The following is an 18,881-nucleotide window of genomic DNA, read 5'->3' as shown; positions in this document are numbered from 1 at the left end:
CGAAACGTTCCTCGAGCGCGTTCTCCACAAGCCAGTTCGAACCAAGTCAGGGGTAGCGGCGCGGCCGCCGATTGGGCAGCTGGTTGGGCGGCGGCAGGGTCCCGCCGCGGCGCCGGCGGGCCGCTTCGACGGCGACCAGGACGGCCTCGCGGGCGAACGCCGAGCGCGAGGAGGCTCGGCCGAGTTGCTTGCGGTCCTCCGTGATCGCCTCCTTGACCTGCTCGAGCAGGCCGGCGGGCAGCGGGTACATCTGGTTGAAGCCGCAACCGGCGGTGACCTCAGGCAGGTTCGCCGCGCGATCAGCTCGCGCCTCCGGTGTGCGGGCGGCGTGCTCGTCGAGGGCGCAGCGCAGCCAGTCGACGAAGAACGCCGGGCCCGCAGGGGTGGCATCGAGATCGGCGACGTACGCCGAGCGCGCCAGGTCGTAGACCTCGCGCTGCCAGTAGATCCCGGTCCTGATCATCTCGAGGCCGGCCGAGCTCTCATTCATGCGACCACCCGGCTAACACCAACACCGCCGCATTCCCGGTGCAGGTCCTGCTTCCCCTCTCCCCGCCACCGTGCCATTCCAGCCACGGCGTACGCGAACCTCAGTGGGCGATGATCACCCGACCGGGCGCGAACCAGAACCGCGCGTGCCCGCCACCGCTCTGCGCCTCCCGGCGCGACCGGCCTGCCACCGCGCCGGTCCACCACAGGCAGTCGTTTCCGGGCACGGTCACGCCCTTCGATCGGTACAGCGTCAGGCGAGCCGGATCGGCCAGCACCGGGCGAGCACGGCGACACCAGCCTCATCCATCCGACGTACCGGCACCTACACTCCCCCGCCTCAGACCGACGCAGTGACCGTGTCTCGGGTCGGCTCCGCCGACGCCGCCACGGCCTGCTTCTCTTCGAGCTGCACGATCCGACGCAACCGGGTCGCCTCGCGCTCATCGAGCCTGCCGCCACACGACTCCAACGTCTCGCGCACGCTCAGCCCCTCGACGTCGACCAACTCCCGCAGTGCCTCACCCGCGCGCCGCTCGGTCCGCTCGACCACCAGGTCACGCTCATCGATCGCGGCGATCACCGTCGTCGCAAGGTCCAAGACCCGCCGCTCTCGCGCGCGAGCCGCCTCGCGCTGCTTGGTCTGCGCATCACGGGCGGCCTTCCGCGCCTCCGCGAGCAGCGCTCGCTGGCTCTTCTCGCTCATCGTGGGTTCCTTCCAGCATCCAGTCGGGACTCTGTCACCCACATACGACATTTCCGGCCGCCCTCCGCATCCCGCACATCGGTCTTCCGACCCGGGACGGCCTTCATGTGCGCGGCGTTGAGCAACCAGACCTCCATCACGTCCTCGAGGCAGTAGAACGGCGCCTTCCAGTACGTCGAGGTCGACTCGATCGCGGCGATCGTCACCCCTTGGTCCAGCAGCCAGTCGCGCATCACCTGCAGCGACCCGGTCGTGGTCTTGAACGTGCGCGTCTCGCTGTGCCGACCCCGTCGCGCACCCGGCGTGCGCACGCACACAGACACCGACGCCTTCCCGACATCCAGACCAGCGACCCGTTCGAACAGCACTTCCATCACGTGCCCTCCTCCCGTCCGGCGGCCGCGGCCATCGCGGCCACGCGTCACCCGGAGGGCTCTCTGCCAGGACACAGACCCACGTGCTCGCAGCAACAATCCACCGACTCCCGAGAACCCCGCGTCATACACCTCTACGGGCTCACCCGCACCAGTGTGTGCCGACGTCGCCGAGCGACGCCCACGATTCTCATCCACCGCCACGTTCAGCCGAAGGCTGAAGTCGGATACACCTCTTGCATCCCTGGTGCGTTGACTACGTTGAATACCTCTGAATTTGGCTCGAAAGTGATCGCAGCCGGGCCCCGGTCAGCCCTTGTTGGTTGTGACGTTGAGCATCCACAAGCTGACGGCGGGGTCGGGGTATGACTACCTGACCCGTCAGGTCGCGGCGATGGATGCCACGGACAAGGGTCACGTGGGGCTCTCGAGCTACTACACCGAGAAGGGCGAGACCCCCGGGGTATGGGTCGGTGCGGGCATGGAGGGGATCGACGGCCTGGACGTCGGCGACATCGTGACGGCCGACCACATGCAGTCGCTGTTCGGCGCCGGGCACCACCCCTTGGCCAACCAGCGCGTCAAGGAGCTGGATCTGCGGATCGGCCGACCGGATCAGTCTTCGCCGACCGAGACGGACTACAAAGCCGCAACCCGGCTGGGAATGCCGTACAAGGTCTACCCCGGCGACGTCTCGCCGTTCCGGGTCGAGGTCGCCAGGCGACTCGCAGAGTTCAACGAGGCCGCGGGGGTGCCCGGTGACTGGCCGGTGCCAGCTGCCGACCGGGCCAAGATCCGCACCGAGGTCGCACAGGAGTTCTTCTGCGCCGAGCACGGACGCGAGGCGGCCGATGCCCGCGAGCTCGCCACGACCATCGCCAAACACTCACGCCCGCGCACCAACGCGGTTGCGGGCTACGACCTGACGTTCTCCCCCGTGAAGAGCGTCTCGACGCTGTGGTCGGTGGCCGACCAGCAGACCGCCGCCGTCATCGAGCGGGCGCACCAGGCGGCGGTCGGGAACGCGCTGGCGTTCATCGAAGACACGGCCCTGTTCACCCGCCAGGGCGCCAACGGGGTGCGGCAGGTCAACGTCCGCGGGCTGGTGGCCACCGGTTTCACCCACCGGGACTCGCGTGCCGGCGACCCTGATCTGCATACGCACGTCGCGGTCGCGAACAAGGTCCAGACGCTCGACGGGAAGTGGCTGGCCATCGACGGACGGGTCCTGTTCAAGGCGATCGTTGCCGCCTCGGAGACCTACAACACCGCGCTCGAGCGGCACCTGGTCGACGCGCTCGGCGTGCGGTTCGAGGCGCGCCCGAACAACGACACCCGGAAGCGGCCGGTGCGGGAGATCGTCGGTGTCGATCCCGGCCTCAACACTCGTTTCTCCAAGCGCCGGCTGAGCGTGGAGGACCGTCGCAAGGTCCTCGCCGCCGACTTCCAGCGCACCCACGGACGTCCCCCGACGCCGGTCGAGACGCTCCAACTGGCGCAGCAGGCGACGCTGGAGACCCGCGAGGCCAAACACGAACCACGGTCGCTGGACAAGCAGCGCGAGGCCTGGAACCGCGAGGCGATCGAGGTTCTCGGCTCGCCGCAGCGGCTCAAGCAGATGATCCACGGGGCCCTAAACCCGGAGGCGTCGGCCCGCTCGCTGCCGGACTCCAAGTGGTTCGCAGAGACCACCGACCGGATCGTTTCGACGATGGAGGGCAGCCGCGCCACCTGGCAGTACTGGCACGTCTACGCCGAAGCGCAGCGTCAGGTCCGCGGGGTGAACCTGCCCACCAACCAGGTCAACCAGGTCGTCGACCTGCTCGTCAGCGAGGTCCTCGAGGGCCACTCGATCAGCCTCGCCCGGCCCTCCGACGGCATCAGCGAACCGGCCGCGCTGCGCCGCGCCGACGGCACCTCGGTCTACACAGTGGCCGGCACCGACCTGTTCACGTCAACCAAGGTTATCGACGCCGAAGCACGGCTGGTCGCAGCCGCCGGCCGCCGCGATGGCTGCGCCGTAGAGGAGTCCTGTGTCGACCTGGCGCTGCTGGAGTCGACCGCGAACGGGGTCACCCTCAACGCCGGGCAGGCCACGCTGGTGCGCGAGATGGTCACCTCCGGTGCCAGGCTGCAGCTCGCGATCGCACCGGCCGGGGCGGGCAAGACCACCGCGATGCGTGCTCTGGCCGGCGCCTGGACCGAAGGTGGTGGCACCGTCATCGGCCTCGCGCCCTCAGCCGCGGCCGCCGACGCCCTTCGCTCCCAGATCGACAACCAGACCGACACCCTGGCCAAGCTCGTGTACACGCTGGCCCACCCGCTCGGGAAGGACAGCCCGCCCGCGTGGCTCAAGACCATCGGCCCCTCGACCCTCGTCGTGATCGACGAGGCCGGCATGGCCGACACCCTCTCCCTGGACGTCGCGGTGCAACACATCCTCGAGAAGGGCGGCAGCGTACGGCTAATCGGTGATGACCAGCAGCTCTCCGCGATCGGCGCCGGCGGCGTGCTCCGCGACATCCGCGCCACCCACGGCGCGCTGCAACTGACCGAGCTGATCCGCTTCCGCGACCCCGCGGAAGGAGCCGCGTCGCTGGCGTTGCGCGAAGGCAAGAACGAGGCCCTCGGCTTCTACCTCGACCGCGACCGCGTCCACGTAGGCGACCTCGCCACAATGACCGACGACGTCTTCGATGCCTGGCAAGCCGACCGCGCAACCGGACTCGACTCGATCATGCTCGCCCCCACTCGCGACCTGGTCAGTGAGCTCAACCAGCGCGCCCGCGCCCACCGCCTCGACGGCGCCGCCCCCACCACCATCGGCCCGGCCCGGCGTCTCGCAGACGGCAACGAGGCGTCGACCGACGATCTGATCATCACCCGCGTCAACAACCGCAAACTTAAGGTGTCGCCAACCGACTGGGTCAAGAACGGCGATCGATGGACCGTGGTCGCGGTCCACCCAAAGGGCGACCTGACCGTCCAGCACACCCAGCACGGCCGCAAGATTCGGTTGCCTAGCGAGTACGTCAGTGACGCCACCGAACTCGGCTACGCGTGCACGGTGCACACCGCCCAAGGCGTCACTGCCGACACCATGCACGGCCTGGCAACCGGCCAGGAGTCGCGCCAGCAACTCTACACGATGCTGACCCGCGGCGCGTCCGCCAACCACGTCTACCTCGAGGTCGTGGGCGACGGCGACCCGCACTCGGTGATTCACCCGACGCTGGTCCGGCCGCTCACGCCGACCGACATCCTCGAGTCGATGCTGGCCCGCGACGACGCGCAGCGGTCCGCGACCAGTCTCCTACGCGAGCAGGCCGACCCCGCCACCCGGCTGGGTGAGGCTGCCCAGCGGTACCTCGACAGCCTCTACAAGGCAGCCGAGCACACCGTCGGCGCCGACGTTGCCGACGCACTCGACACCACCGTGGAAGCCCTGCTCCCCGGCCTTTCGGAGGAGGCCGCGTGGCCTACCCTGCGCGCGCATCTGCTGCTGCTGGGAGCAGGTGGCGAGAACCCGGTGCAGACGCTGCGCGCCGCCGCCACCGACCGTGAGCTCGCCACCGCCGAGGACCGCGCCGCAGTGCTCGACTGGCGTCTGGACGCCTCCGGGCTGCGCAACGCCGGCGCCGGTCCCCTGCCGTGGATGCCCGGGATCCCCTCTCAGCTGGTCGAGGACCCAACGTGGGGCCACTATCTCGCGCAACGCGCCCAGCTGGTTGACCAGCTCGCCGGCGAGGTGCGCGACCGAGCAACCACCGCCGCCGAAGCGGGCACGCTGCCGACCTGGACGCAGAACGGGATCCGGCCTGACGACGGCACCATGGCCGACGTCGAGGTCTGGCGCGCAGCCATGCAGGTGCCCTCTGAGGACCGTCGTCCCACCGGCGCACCACAACTGCAGAAGGCCTCAGCCACCTACCAGCGGCGCCTCAACCGCGGCGTCACCGGTGACCACACGCCCGCGCTGAAGGAATGGCGGCAGCTGCTCCACACCTCCGCGCCGCAGGTCCGCGAAGACGAGTTCACCCCACTGCTGGCCGAGCGGCTAGCCGCGATGTCGCGCGTCGGGCTGACCGCACACCAGGTGCTGCGCAACGCCGTCGAGGCAGGTCCGCTGCCCGACGAGCACGCCGCCGCGGCGCTGTGGTGGAGGATGGCCCGCCACGTCACGCCCGCGGTCGCCGCCCAGATTGGGGACGGCTCCCACGGCGAGGTCGTCACCACCGACTGGACGCCACGACTCGCGGAACTGTTCGGTGTCGAGCGGGCCGCACGCATCCAGGCCAGTGCCTGGTGGCCCGCTCTGGTCGCCAACGTCGACCACGGTCTGCAGCGCGGCTGGCAGCTAGAGCAACTCCTGGCCGCCGGACGGGCCCTGCCCACCGACGACGTCGACGAATGCCAAGCCTTGGTGTGGCGAACCTCGATCGCCCTCGACCCGCTCCCCGACGAACACACCACCGATCGCCACTACGACGAGCCGCCAGAGGACATGTGGGAGGGCGTCGCTCCCCCGGACGACGCCCACTTCGTAGACCTCACCGGTGACCTGGACGGGTCCACATGGTCCGAACCCGACGACCCCTGGAGCGTCCCCACCGACGGTGAGGCACCCGAAGTCACGCCCCTGGAGGTACCGGCCTCGGGCGAGGTCGACGAGGAGCGCGAGGTCGACCGCGACCTGCTGTTCGCGAAGCTGATCCGCGACACCGGCACACACTTGGAGCCGACCGACGCCGACATCCGGCGCATGTTCGAGCGCGCCGAGGCGTGGGAGCTCTCCCCCGTCACGCGGGAACGGATGCTCGAGGTCAACGGGCTCACCCAGGAGCTTTTCGAGAGCAAGTTCGCCGGGTCGTGGGGCTGCGCTCACCTGGTCGAGCGGCTCGGCGTCGACCTAACCGGGCACGACCACTTCCGGCCAGGGCAGGCCCCGGCTGGGTGGGACAACCTCGTGCGTCACCTTCGCCGCCACGGCGTCAGCGACGAGGAGATGCTCGCGTCAGGGGTGGCCAGAACGTCCTCCAGGGGCAATCTGATCGACCGGTTCCGCGACCGGGTGATGTTCCCGATCGTCCACCGCGGCGAGATTCTCGGGTTCGTCGGACGCCGGCATCCCGACCTCACCGACAAAGACAAGGGCGGCCCGAAGTACCTCAACACCGGCGACACCCCGTTGTTCCATAAGGGCGCCCAACTGTTCGGCGTTGTCGACGAACTCATCGACGACGCCGCGATCCCGGTCTGCGTTGAGGGCCCGATCGACGCGATCGCAGTCACCCTCGCCAGCGCCGGACGATTCGTCGGCGTCGCCCCACTCGGCACGTCCCTAACCGGCGAGCAGGCCGCCCAGCTCGCGGCCATGGAGCGCGACCCGATCGTGGCCACCGACGCCGACCTGGCCGGCGAAGTCGCGGCCGAGCGCGACTTCTGGATGCTCACCCCGCACGGACTCGACCCCGGTTACGCACGGTTCCCCGACGGCCTCGACCCCGCCGACCTGCTCCGGCAGCGCGGCCCGGCCGCACTCGTCGCTGCGCTCACAACCAGCGAGCCCCTTGGCGATCACCTGCTCACCGAGCGTCTGGACAACCTCGTCCCGGACAAGGCGTGCGTGGCCGCGATGAAGATCCTCGCGGCGCGGCCCGGCAAGGCCTGGGACGCCGGCACCCGGCTGGTCCATGCCCGCCTGCAACTCTCCCAGATGCAGGCACGACGCGACCTGCGCGACGCGGTCACGATCTGGGACGCCGACCCTCGCCGCGCAGCGCAGGGCGAGCTCACCAACACTCACGAGGTCCGCGCCCGGCTCCAGGCGGCCGCCAACAAGCCCCCGGCCGAGCGGTGGACCCAGCTCGCCAACGAACTCGACCCGCGCCTGGTCGAGCAGGCCGACTGGCCAGCCACCGCCGCACTCATCCAGCAAGCCCACGAGCAAGGCCACGACGTGGCCGTAGCGACCCGCACCATGGTCGCCCAAGCGCCCTTGGACGACAGCCCCGCCCGCGACCTGCGCTACCGGATCGTCTCCCTCCTCGACGTCACCTTCGACACCAACGAGAGCCACGACACCGGCTCCCCATCCCCGTCCGGTGCCGCACGAGACCGGCAACAGGGCCGCGACCTCAACGCGCCGCGCCACCGCGGCCGGCGCCGCTGACCTTCGCCCGCACGTCGACCCTCCGGACGGGATGTTCGCGGCCACCGACGCCGTCGTAAGACACATGGCCGCCCACGACGCCGTCGCGGCGTGCGGCCAACCGCTCGGAAGCGCACGGACGTGCCAATGTGCCGGAGTTGTTTCGGGCTGCGACATCGAAGCCCGCGCCGTCAGGTGATGGACCGGTGTCAGCGCCCTGCGGCATACCGCTATGGGCGCTGCATTCCGCCCACTATGACGCTGCCACCCGACGCACGACCCGGTCGCGTCCCGCGGCTGTGCGCGAGCGTCAGTCTGGAGACCTGCCCCTCCCGACTCCTCGATACGGGCCAGAACCTCGAGCCGCAGGCGACGTACATCGGCGCGAACTCGGGTGGCTGCCGCTGGGTGCTGCCTCCGAGTCCTGTGCCTTGCCCGTAGGCACGAGTCCGTGACGATCTGCGGCGTGGATGGCTTCCTCGTAGAGGGACCAAGTTCTCATCCCCGTAGTGAACTCACAGGGTCCTTGGGAGTGCAGGTGCGTCATGAGCAACAAGATCCAAGGGCTCCCACGAGGGAACGCCATGGCTCTCACGGCCATCTCCGTTGCGGTGATCGCTCTCGTGATCTCGCTGACCGGGTCGGCCGGCGCCAAGCCCAAGCCGGGCGGCCCAGGACCGGAGGAGGTAGAGATCCTGACTGTCGCGACCGCGCCACTGCGCAGACCTCGCCGCGGATCCCACGATGAAGAACCGGTTCACGTGGTACCCGTACTCGGCCGGCCGGGTGAAGTTCGGCAACCTCGTGCCGAACCTCGTCGCCGGACGCGGCATCCGGCAGCGGCTCGACCTCAAGAAGTCGCCGGGGTGGCCTTGCGCTGACGCCACAACCGGTCGCGGGCAATCGCGACCGACAGCGCCAAGGCCCCGGCAGCGACCACGAGCAGCGTGGCGCTGCCGATGATCGCGGCGACGAAGTCGTGGACCGCGAAGTCGCCGTCCTCGGTGAGGCCGGTGGCCCAGACGATCGCGGCGCCGCCCGACTCGAGAAGCTGCGCGCCGGCCTCGAGGAACAGGCCGACCAGGAGGAGCGTGGACGCCCTCCGGTGCGTGAACTCGTCGCGCTGTCGCCAGAACCACAGCGCGACGGCCGCGATCACCGCGGCCCAGGTGATGTGAGCGATGACGTGGCCTGGTCCCTCACCGTGGCTGTCGTTGCCGGGAAAGTTCCAGAACAGGAGCAGGGACGTCGGGATCCACACCGGGATGGCCAGTGCGACGAGGATTCGGCGCGAGAGCGGCGCGACGGGTTTGGTGGTTGTCATGGCTCCAGCGAACGCGCCCGCGGTGTCGCCGTGCCTCTGCCGACCGGCCAGGATGTCCGGCCACGCGGCAGAGTCCGAGAGCGCCGCGCGCTGAGTAGCCTGACGCTGTGCAGGCTGACCGACGGGCCCTCGTGCTCGACGTCATCATCACCACCGTTGTGCTCGCAGTCGTCGCGGTGGACACCGTCAGCGCCGAGTCCCACGCGCTGCGCGTGGCCGCTGCGGAGGGCCTCCAGGCGTCGGCGCTCGCGTTCCGGCGTACCCGGGTCGCGGCTGCCGGGCTGCTCTTCCTCGCGGGCACCGCGGTCGAACTTGCGCCACCCGAAGCTCCGACCGGCGACGCTGGTGTCCTGGCCCTGCTCCTGCTGCTCTTCTCCCTGGGGCGCTACGACGCGTGGCAACGGAGCGCCGCTCGTGTGCTCGTGTGGGCGTCGTTGGCCGCCCTCGTCGGCGCAGAGACCGCGACCAGCGACGGCGCCGACCTGGTGTCCGACCTCCTCGTCATCGCGCTGACCAGCACCGGTGCGTACGCCGTGGGCGCGACCCGGCGTCGGCAGGTGCAACGCGAGTCGGAGTTCTCCGAGTCGCTCGAGCTGCGCGACCGCTCCTGGGAGGCGCGCAGCCGCGAGATCGTCGAGGCCGAGCGGCGGCGGATCGCGGTCGAGCTGCACGACATCGTCGGCCACGCGCTGGCCGGCATCGCTGTCTCGGCCGGCGCGGCGCGGAGCCGGCCTGGCACCCCGCCGGAGGTGGCCGAGTCGCTCAACCACATCCTCACCGCGAGCCAGGAAGCCGCCGCAGATGTACGCCGACTCGTCGGCCTCGTGCGCGCCGACGCCGACCTGGACATCCGCGAACCGCAGCCGACGCTGGCCTCGATCGAGGGGCTGGTAGCCCAAGTCAGGCGGGCCGGTGTCGACGTCGACGTGGTGGAGGAGGGCACACCGATCCACGCTGCCCGGAGCACCCAACTGGTCGCCTACCGGTTGGTCCAGGAGGGCCTGACCAACGCGATGCGCCACAGACCCGGCGCACCGGTTAAGGTGCACGTCCGCTGGCAGCCCGACCGGCTGGACGTCGGGGTCGTGGATGCGGGCACCGGCCCGACGTCCTCCGGACCCGGCGACGGCCATGGTCTGACCGGCCTCCGGGAGCGGGTGCTGGTGCACGGCGGGACCTTCGAGGCAGGAGCCACGCCGTCGGGCGGGTTCCGCCTGGCGGCGTCGCTCCCGCTGACATGAAGGGCACGAGATGACGATTAGGGTGGTGATCGCAGACGACGAGGCGATCGTGCGCCACGGGCTCCGGTTGATCCTCGACAGCCAGGACGATCTCGAGGTCGTCGGTGAGGCCGCCGACGGCGTCGAAGCAGTGCGCCTGGTCCGCCAGGGCGACGTAGACGTCGTCCTCATGGACCTGCGCATGCCGCATCTGGGCGGCATCGAAGCCACCAGGCTGGTAGCAGACCATGCGCGAGTCCTCGTGCTGACGACCTACGACCTGGACGACAACCTCTACCGTGCCGTCCAGGCCGGCGCCTGCGGGTTCCTTCTCAAGACCTCCCCCCCGGAGGACCTGGTGCACGCCGTGCGGGTGGTGGCCCGTGGCGACGCGCTCCTCGAGCCGATCATGCTCACGCGTCTGCTGCAAGAGTTCGTGCGCCAGCCCCCGCCGGGGACGGCGGTTCCGGAGCCCTTCCTGACGCTGTCGGATCGGGAGCTCGACGTACTCCGACTCGTGGCAGTCGGCCTCACCAACGCCGAGATCGCAGCACGGCTCCACGTCAGCGCTGGCACCGTGAAGACGCACGTCGCGAGCATCCTGGCCAAGCTCGGTGTGCGCGACCGGATCCAGGCGGTGGTGGCCTGTTACGAGTCGGGCTTCGTGCGGCCCGGTTTGCAGTGAGCGCCGGCCGCCCTCTGTGGCCTCCGGCCTTGCTCAGACCGAAGATGAGTCGCCCAGCTGTTGCCCCAAACTCGCTCGTGGTCCGACGCGGACGTCGCGACGACGGCACCCTGAGCGAAAGACCGAAGGCTCGATCTGCGGGCGGGCCGCTTCGACGATCGGCGGATTGGGGTGACGATTCCGGGGCTGCGTCTTAGCCGCGAATCGGAGCGCCCACCGGCCGACCGGCTCAAGTTGGAATACTCCGGCTTCGCCGCGCCCGGGTCATTCCGGCGGGCGCATCTTGATCCTGTCGAGGAGAAGGTCCGCCGAGACCATCACCCCGTCCTTGAGCGCCAAGCGGTCTTCCCGGTCCGCCGCGGACCAGTCGCCGACAATGTCCTCCAGCGCTCCTAGGAAGGTGCTGACTTCGTCTGAGAGTTCGTCTAGGTAGGCAGCCGTCACTGGGCCGCTGTGCACTTCGAAGCCGAAGCTCCAAAGCCTCTCGCGGAGCACTTTTCCGGCAGCCTCCTCTCCGATTGTCTTGAGGTCTTCCCTTAGTGCGTTGAGATCGGAGTCGAGCGCGTTGATGGCGCGCTCTAAGGTTTCCGCCTGGGCGAGTGTCACCTTCTCGTCTGCGGCTGCCTGGCATCTCTGGCCGGTCTTTGCGAGCGAAGCAGCCCCGGGGCGCCCGCTGCCTCCTGGCCTCTTGGCAGCCCAGTTCGCTGACCCAGGATTCGCTCCGCTTGGAAGCTTCGTGATCCCGAATGCGGCGGGATCCCAGGTGAGAAAGACCCCGAGCCTCCCCTTGCGTCCGTCGTTGCCGTCAGTGCCCCCGACGACTTCGCCCCGTACCGCGATGTACTCCCCGCGCTGGACCTGCTGATACATGCTCAGAAGGGGCGCGGACAGGACTTGTGCGATGGGTCGGGGAACGTGGCCCACAAGCGCGCCGTCGATGTGTACGGCAACCGCGTTGGGGTCGTACTGGTTCTGCGGATCGGGCCTGAGAACTGCGACCACGGGCAGCCGGATGCGCCCCTGGCGATTCCCGCCCGCGAGGCGCCACAGGTCGGCCTGGTAGTGGCCCTCCCCGACTACCTCAAGAGCCTTGGTGCCTTCCACAACCCGATAGGCCACGTTCTGGACGGGCCTGTGTCGAAACGTGTCGAGGAATCCCATAGGCAATTCACTATCGCGTTGGCGCGACAGAATCCTGGGGTTGGATCAAGAGGGTTGCTTCTGGTTCCGCCTATCCAGGTACGTACCGCGAACTCTACGACGCTTCGGACGCCCGCCGTCATTGGCCAGCCCCGCGGCAGTGGGCGACATTGTCTTACGGCGCGCACCGTCCGACGCATGGCAGCTGGACGAGTCCGACGTCTGTAGTCCGACTTGCTGACTGCACGCTCTTCCTGCTTCGCGGGTGCGTCACACCACCGCGAAGCGGCCGTTCCATACCGCGAACCGCCGTCTACTGCCGAAGACAGTTGGGCCAGTCACTTCTTGCGGCGCACGCGTTGCGCCGCAAGCCAAACCTCGAACCGGCCGTGTGCGCGGTCGAGGTAGTCGCGCAGCTTTTGCTCGAAGCCGGCGATGTCGTGACGCATACCGAAAATCTGATAGTCGGCCAGTCGCTCGGGGTCGCACTCGTGCGTCGTCGCAGCGGTCCTGTCGAGGGACTCACCGCAGTTCTCACAAGGCATGTATCGGGACCGGAACACCGGACGACACCTCCCTTCAGCCGGCCTGCCGAGGCCGGATCGCCACAACCGAGAACAGCCCGAAGGACTCTATTGTCGCCCACTCGCTCCGGGACTAGATTCGACGTTCAGCGGGTGGCAGGTGCCAGAGCGGAGGCTTACATGGCAGACAACACCGAACTCGCAAGAAGTCTCTACGAGGCTTGGAACAACCGCGACTTCGACTACATGTCGGAGCGCATGGCCTCCGACGGCACCATCACCGTCGTGGGCAGCGGGCAGACCCTCCAGGGCCCGGAAGGAGCCCGTCAGTACAACATGTCGTGGGCGGAGGCCTTCCCGGACGGGAGGATCACCGTTGACAACGTCATCTCACAGGGCGACCGCGTGGTCGTCGAATTCACCGGACAGGGGACCCACACCGGAACGCTGAGCTCACCCGCAGGCTCCATCTCGGCCACGGGCCGGTCGGTGACTCTGCACCTGTGCGACGTCCTCGAGTTCGCCGACGGCAAGGTAAACACACAGCGCACCTACTTCGACAGCGGCGCGCTCATGGCACAGCTCGGAATGACTGCCGGACAGGCAGCAACAGCTCAGTAGAACTGATACACCACACCCCCACACGACCGCGGCACCTGCCCACCCCGCACGGTCCCTGCTGGGCGAGGCGAAGCTTCAGGACCGCCTGACCACCTGTGCTTCGCACCGTCCTGGAGTCTGCGTACGCTCCCGAGTTGCTCATGATGACCGCCGCGATCCGGCAGACCCCGCCGGACTTCGGCGGCGGCGCAAGCTGGCGGCGATACGACGAGCGCCGACGCCTGAACTGCACGATGCTGTCGCGATCCCGGCCCCGGGAAGTGCGTCACTTCGCCGCGAAGCGGCATCGTCCCATTCCTCCACCGACCCGGCACCGTCGAAGCGCCTAGCAATCCCAATTTCCGCTCGCGTTGGATCGTCAGGTGGAACCGGCGTCCCCAGGCGAACGGTCAAACAACCTCTGCTCCTCAGCATCGGGCAGTTGGAACAGACCTTCGTATGACTGCAGCACTTCCAGCGTGAGTGGAACTGAGGTGGGACCGGGTGCTGCGTTCCTAGCAGCCAGTCGTAGCCACCGTTCGTCAATCGGAACGTCAAGAACGACCAGCTCGATCCCGACGCCGTGGCCCCTGGCCCAGTCGCGTTTGGCGTCGCGATCCGACTTCAACCAATGGCCCGACTCGATGATCGCTATGCCGCCCGCAAGAGTGATGTCCCCAGCCAACCGCCACTGGAGCTCTTCCACGCGCTCGCGCACAGCGTCGTCGAAGAAGTCACCGCCCAAGAACGCGATCCACTCGTCTGGACACAAGCGAACTGCCCGCCGATCCTGCACCAGGCCCTTGGCCGTCGTCGTCTTGCCCGAGCCTGGAAGGCCGCAAAGCAACACGATCGTGCCTCGCCTCGAGTCCGCCATACCCACGACGGGCAGCCTCGCACGAGAGGAAGGGCCGGGACGACCGACTTTTCGGCCGACACCTGCCGCGGGGCGGATGCGTCATAGCGCCGCGAAGGCGGCAGCGTCCCATTCCGCCTGCGCACGCGTGAGAGATCACGGGCGAACTTGAGCATCGCGGTGGCGGTGATATCCGGCTCGAGGCTGTCGAGTCCGGGTTGCGCGCGGTCGTGACGCTCGTCGCGCCTGCCGACCCGTGGTACCAATCGTCAGTCGGTGCGCAGTGTGGCCACGGTGCCTTCGAAGTTGTCGGTGGCCAACGCAAGGCGGGTGCTGGTGGCCAGGTAGGCGAGGGTGATGTTGACCTCGGCCTCGCCGAGCCGGCGGGCGACCTCGGCGAGGGCACCTGGTCGGTCTTCGAGTGGCACCACGATGACCTCTTGCTCGCCGGCAATCTCGACGCCCGCTCCCTCCAGTGCCTCAAGGGCGGGGGCGAGATCGTCGACGAGCACGTGCACCTCGGCGGCGCCGCCACCGCTGGTCACCGCGCACATACCATCGATGTTGACGTCCGCATCTCCCAGGATCCGGCTCAGGCGGGCCAGCTCCCCAGGCTGGTCATCGAGATAAACGGTGATGTCTGTGGCCATGCCCCGATGATCGTCTCGCCCGCGACGCGCGGCAATGGGTGGATGGCTCCGGGTGGACTGGGCACGTCTCCGATACCGCCCGCCTCTGCGATCCGTGCACTCGCGAGGATGCATTACCCCGCCGCTGCAGACGCACCTCGCTCCCCGGTTGGCCCGACGCACCGATCTGAACCGCACCTAGGTCGACGGGGCGCCGAACCACGTGGTCAATGCTTCCCGCAAAGCGGGCAGCGCGGTCTGGCGTGGTTCGTCGACCGTGGCCGCCCAAGCGATGCGGGCGTCCGGCAGGATCAGGAGTGCGTCGGCGGGTCGCTCGTCGATCGTCGCGCTGGCAACCTCGACGCGGCCACCCCAATCGCTGCCAAGGTCCCGCAGGCCCGCATGGTCAGCGAGGTCGAGGAGCACCGGGCGGCCGTTGCGCAGCAACCCGGCGAACCTGGGGTCCTCATGGTCGACGTGCAGGGCTCGGTCGGTCGCGCAGGTGCCGACGAGCGGTTGCGCTGCTGACACAGCAGACCCCACATCGGTGCCGGCCATGAGCGCACCGAGGCGGCGCAGCGGCTGCTCGTCGGCGGTCAGTTCGAGGAAGAGCGCCCGCAGGGCGTCGCCGCCTGGACCGTACCCCTGGCGCAGCGCGACCTGGGCACGCGTGTGGAGCAAAGTGCGCTCGGCGGCGGTACGACGTTCATCGGAGTACGTGTCAAGCAGACCCGGCGGCGCCCAGCCCTGGACGCTGCCAGCGAGCTTCCACGCAAGGTTGGCTGCGTCGAGCATGCCCGCGTTGACCGCGACTCCGCCCGCGGGGAACAGGTGCGCTGCATCGCCGGCCAGGAAGACGCGGCCGCCGCGGTAGGTGTCCGCCTGTCTCGCCGAGTAGCCGAACCGCGCCATCCGGAGCGGCTCTCCCAGCGGAAGGTCGATGCCGAGCACGCGGCTCACACTCCCGCTCAGCTCCGCGACAGTCATCGGCACGTCGTCGTCGTACTCGGTCGCCTCTACCTCTGCGGTGTAGACGCCCATGGTGCCGCCCATGCCCGAGCAGGCGAACACGCCACGTTCGGTCGCGGTGTAGCCGAACGGGATCTTGCCCACTCCGCGGACGTCGAGACCTCCGTCGTCGAGCACGGTCACCGAGTCGGGCACGGTGACCGAGGCCAGCCGCTCGATCTCAGGGAAGGAAGTGCCCGGGAAAGGGATACCGGCCAGGTCGCGGACCCGGCTGTGGCCGCCGTCGCAGCCCACCAGGAAGTGCGCGGTCACCTCGTACGCTCCATCCGGGCCACACACCCCGACGGTCACCGCGTCGTCGTCTTGGCGCAGGCCGACCACCTCGTGTCCACGGCGTACCTCGACACCACGCTCGATCGCGCGTTCGGCGAGGAGACCTTCGAGCCGTGGCTGGGGTACCAACATCGCCCGCATCGGAGAGTCCTCGAGCTGGGTGAAGTCCAGATGCAGCCCACCGAACGGGAACCGCGGAACCGGCTCGGGCCCGATGCTCGCCTCGCGGAATCGGTCCAGCTCGCCCCGGTAGTGCAGCAGCTGCAGAATCTGTCCCGCCAGACCGCCTGCCTTCGCCATCTCCGACGGCTCCGGCCGCCGTTCCAGCAACAGCGTTCGCATCCCGGCCTGACCGAGCTCACCAACGAGCATGAGACCGGTCGGCCCAGCGCCCACCACGACTACGTCCACGTCCACCAACTGGCATCCCCCGTAGTTCCTCGACTGAATCCGACTTCGGCCGTCGATTGTGCGCGAGGGCAGGGGTCTTGCCGCAAGCCCCCTACTGCCGTATACGTTGAAAGCGGAAGGGCATTCATGCCCCTTCCCTTCTCATCACCGAACTACGCGGGCACCTCGCCTCCGGCCTCAGCGTCCAGGACAGGGGCGTTGAACCCTCGTGTCACCCAGGGCGTCAACACCCACCCCGATGTCATGCTCGAGGTGCGTCACGTCGCCGCCTGAGCAGTTCGTTGATATCGGTCGATGCAAAATCACCGTGCGCGGGCGTGACCTCAGCGACTGACTAGCCCGGGGCGCGCTCCGCCAAGCAGTCGGGGTTCACAATCCGGGTCGTCGATGGTGGCTTTGACGCGAGCAGGTGCGCCGGGCGGATCGGTCGCGGCTGCAGGTTGCCGCCACAGTTGACGCAGACGCCGTGGAGGCGATCGCGAGCGCAGTCGCCGCACCAGGTGCACTCGAAAGTGCAAATGAAGGCGTCGCCGGAGTCCGGTGGCAGGTCCCGGCCGCAGCATTCGCAATTGGGCCTCAACTCGAGCATGCAGTCAGCATCCGCTGACTGCGCGATCGGGGCAAGGCTGCTTGAACCTGAGCCCGGCGACTGGGTGGGCCAAGCTATCGACACGTGTGTGATGCCGGTGGTCGCAGGGCGCGTCTTTGCGCCGCATAGCGGCGCCACAGAGAACCTCGAACTGCCAACCGGCGGGAGGCGACTCTCTCGTTGGCGGCCTGGCAACCAGCCCAGCTACTCGGAACCTCGACGCTCGGCGTCTTCGCGTCGCCAATCTTGGATGAACTTCATCACGGTGTTGTCCTCGACGTCCCAGAGTCCCCACCCTCCCTGTACGACGGTGTGTGCCACCCGAGCGACGGTGGACATCGCGCGCCCAAGCATCTCGTCATCCACGTCTGGTAGTAGCACATCTCGCATCGTTGGGTCTTTCAACACGCGGGCCCAGTAGGGCTCCGAGCGCGTCGAGTAGTAATGGCCGAACGATGGGTAGTAGTGGTGGTCATCGAATCGATCCGACGGCAGGTCGGCCATAACCACGAGCGCCGCGAGCGCGTCGAAGGCACATAAGGAGTCCAGGACCGGGTCGATCGGGGCGATGTCGGCGCCTGGCGTTGGGTCGTACCGATCATCGTCCGGCGCGTAGGGACGTAATGCGGGCAGCCTGTGCGCAACGCGACGAGCGAGTGGTATGAGCGCACCTTGTTCCGGCTTTCCACTCGCCGTTGTCGGAAAGATGTTCGCGCGTGCCGCGTGGGTGAGGCCGTGACGGAGCCAGGACGCGTACGAATTGTCGGGTGCCGACTGGAGGGCGAGCGCGCGCACCGTGCCCCATTCCTTCATGACGACGGCGAGTCCTCCAAGGGCAACAACGCGGGCCAAGACGTCAAGCCACACGAACTGTGACCGCACTGGCTCGGCGTCGCTCACTGGATACGAAACGATGGCCGAAGCTTCGTAGATGTTGGCGAGTGCTTCGGTCACATCGTGTTCGAGCTCGGCGTGTCCGAGCGTGAGAGCGATCGCAGCGAGCGAGACGAGCCGATCGAGAATGGTGTTGAGTTCGTCGCGGTCTCCTCGGTTAGCGCTGGCCCGCGCCTCACCGGGGGTCCGTACTAAGAAGAGTCGGATCGGCACTAGGTCGGCACGGCGAAGCAGTTCAACCACCGCTCCGTCGAATGACGCTTGATCGAGTTGCCAGACCAGCGACTGGACTGGACCTGAGGCGATTGACTGTCCCTGAGCACCCGATTGGATTGCGGCCACCGTGGCAGCGAACTCAGCGCGATGTGATTCGCGGAGGGCATTATCACGAGGACGGAGAAGCGCCTCGACGTCGCCCTCTGCCCATCGCTCACTCGACGTGCCATGGCGAACGAAGACGTCACCGGGCCGCAAGACGATCTTCTGACCTCCCCCAGGTTTCGTGTACTCGCCGAGAACCTTCACGACGGTAAAGCCCAAGGGGTGACGGGGGACATAGATCAGTACGACGTGCTTGCCGTCGGTCTTGTGCCTGGCGGCGATCAAGTTAGTTGGGTGAAGAAACTTCTCGAGTTTCTGGCGCAGGTTCGCTTCATCGAACTTGGCCGCCGATACCTCGTCGAGACCGATTGCCTCACCCTCGTCATTCACGCCGATCGCCAGGTACCCGCCGCATGACCGAAGGGCCGCTACATCCTTGGCGAGCTCAACCAGTTCAGAGTGTTCGTCTAAGTCGACAACTTGTTTGAAGTCGAGCATCGGCAACTCGCAGCCCACGGCCAGAAGGGATGCCAGCTTCTCGGCCGTCACGACCGGCTCGACCACAATCGCGTCCTCGTTCACGACAGCAAAATTAGACCCGCGTGTGTTTGCCGACCGGAACATCGAACTGAAGCGCGTCAGGCATTGCTCCACGGTCCAGCCTTC

General features: G+C 68.2%; 15 protein-coding genes. 4 read left to right on the top strand and 11 right to left on the bottom strand.

Annotated features, from left to right (window positions below):
• Positions 1–46: 46 nt before the first annotated feature.
• The 4 genes from D0Z08_RS04935 to D0Z08_RS04925 all read right to left on the bottom strand — a co-directional run bounded on the left by D0Z08_RS04935 (position 47) and on the right by D0Z08_RS04925 (position 1,569).
• Positions 47–490 carry a hypothetical protein gene (locus tag D0Z08_RS04935; RefSeq protein ID WP_245993651.1) on the bottom strand — a complete coding sequence of 148 codons (444 nt, stop codon included), beginning with the start codon at positions 488–490 and terminating at the stop codon, positions 47–49.
• 100 nt (positions 491–590) lie between these two features.
• Positions 591–722: a hypothetical protein gene (locus D0Z08_RS33350; protein WP_281271704.1), complete on the bottom strand. Its 132-nt coding sequence runs from the start codon at positions 720–722 to the stop codon at positions 591–593.
• A 107-nt stretch (positions 723–829) separates the two neighbouring features.
• Positions 830–1,195, bottom strand: coding sequence for a hypothetical protein (locus D0Z08_RS04930; RefSeq protein WP_118923234.1), 366 nt, complete (start codon positions 1,193–1,195; stop codon positions 830–832).
• Complete coding sequence (locus D0Z08_RS04925) at positions 1,192–1,569, bottom strand: IS110 family transposase (protein WP_220454042.1); 378 nt, start codon at positions 1,567–1,569, stop codon at positions 1,192–1,194. Before D0Z08_RS04925 ends, D0Z08_RS04930 begins: the two co-directional genes overlap by 4 nt.
• Before the next feature lie 331 nt (positions 1,570–1,900).
• Between D0Z08_RS04925 and mobF the strand changes: the two genes are divergently transcribed.
• Positions 1,901–7,741, top strand: coding sequence for a MobF family relaxase (mobF, locus tag D0Z08_RS04920; RefSeq protein ID WP_118923512.1), 5,841 nt, complete (start codon positions 1,901–1,903; stop codon positions 7,739–7,741).
• A gap of 829 nt (positions 7,742–8,570) precedes the next feature.
• Here mobF and D0Z08_RS04915 read toward each other — a convergent pair.
• Entirely contained in the window at positions 8,571–9,044 is a 474-nt protein-coding gene (locus D0Z08_RS04915) for a hypothetical protein (RefSeq protein WP_118923232.1), read from the bottom strand.
• A 107-nt stretch (positions 9,045–9,151) separates the two neighbouring features.
• Here D0Z08_RS04915 and D0Z08_RS04910 point away from each other — a divergent pair, with 107 nt between their 5' ends.
• Positions 9,152–10,285 carry a sensor histidine kinase gene (locus D0Z08_RS04910; RefSeq protein WP_118923231.1) on the top strand — a complete coding sequence of 378 codons (1,134 nt, stop codon included), beginning with the start codon at positions 9,152–9,154 and terminating at the stop codon, positions 10,283–10,285.
• 10 nt (positions 10,286–10,295) lie between these two features.
• A complete protein-coding gene (locus tag D0Z08_RS04905) occupies positions 10,296–10,949 on the top strand; it encodes a response regulator (RefSeq protein WP_118923229.1) in 654 nt (217 codons plus the stop codon).
• A 264-nt stretch (positions 10,950–11,213) separates the two neighbouring features.
• Here D0Z08_RS04905 and D0Z08_RS04900 read toward each other — a convergent pair whose 3' ends face one another.
• Complete coding sequence (locus tag D0Z08_RS04900) at positions 11,214–12,110, bottom strand: HIRAN domain-containing protein (protein ID WP_118923227.1); 897 nt, start codon at positions 12,108–12,110, stop codon at positions 11,214–11,216.
• Positions 12,111–12,793: 683 nt separating this feature from the next.
• Between D0Z08_RS04900 and D0Z08_RS04890 the strand changes: the two genes are divergently transcribed.
• Complete coding sequence (locus D0Z08_RS04890; RefSeq protein ID WP_118923223.1) at positions 12,794–13,234, top strand: ester cyclase; 441 nt, start codon at positions 12,794–12,796, stop codon at positions 13,232–13,234.
• A 358-nt stretch (positions 13,235–13,592) separates the two neighbouring features.
• Here D0Z08_RS04890 and D0Z08_RS04885 read toward each other — a convergent pair whose 3' ends face one another.
• From D0Z08_RS04885 to D0Z08_RS04865, 5 genes are all read right to left on the bottom strand, one after another.
• Positions 13,593–14,090 (bottom strand): P-loop nucleotide/nucleoside kinase family protein, encoded by a 498-nt coding sequence (locus tag D0Z08_RS04885; protein WP_118923221.1) that lies wholly within the window; start codon positions 14,088–14,090, stop codon positions 13,593–13,595.
• Positions 14,091–14,338: 248 nt separating this feature from the next.
• Entirely contained in the window at positions 14,339–14,719 is a 381-nt protein-coding gene (locus D0Z08_RS04880) for an ACT domain-containing protein (protein WP_118923219.1), read from the bottom strand.
• 177 nt (positions 14,720–14,896) lie between these two features.
• Entirely contained in the window at positions 14,897–16,417 is a 1,521-nt protein-coding gene (locus tag D0Z08_RS04875) for an FAD-dependent monooxygenase (RefSeq protein ID WP_118923217.1), read from the bottom strand.
• Between the two features lie 328 nt (positions 16,418–16,745).
• Positions 16,746–17,000 carry a DUF1272 domain-containing protein gene (locus D0Z08_RS33650; RefSeq protein ID WP_118923215.1) on the bottom strand — a complete coding sequence of 85 codons (255 nt, stop codon included), beginning with the start codon at positions 16,998–17,000 and terminating at the stop codon, positions 16,746–16,748.
• Between the two features lie 204 nt (positions 17,001–17,204).
• Entirely contained in the window at positions 17,205–18,797 is a 1,593-nt protein-coding gene (locus D0Z08_RS04865; RefSeq protein WP_182481154.1) for an AlbA family DNA-binding domain-containing protein, read from the bottom strand.
• Positions 18,798–18,881: the final 84 nt, after the last annotated feature.

This window comes from Nocardioides immobilis, from assembly GCF_003515065.1.
GTDB classification, from domain to species: Bacteria; Actinomycetota; Actinomycetes; order Propionibacteriales; family Nocardioidaceae; genus Nocardioides; species Nocardioides immobilis.
This window is presented reverse-complemented; position numbering and strand designations above follow the sequence as displayed.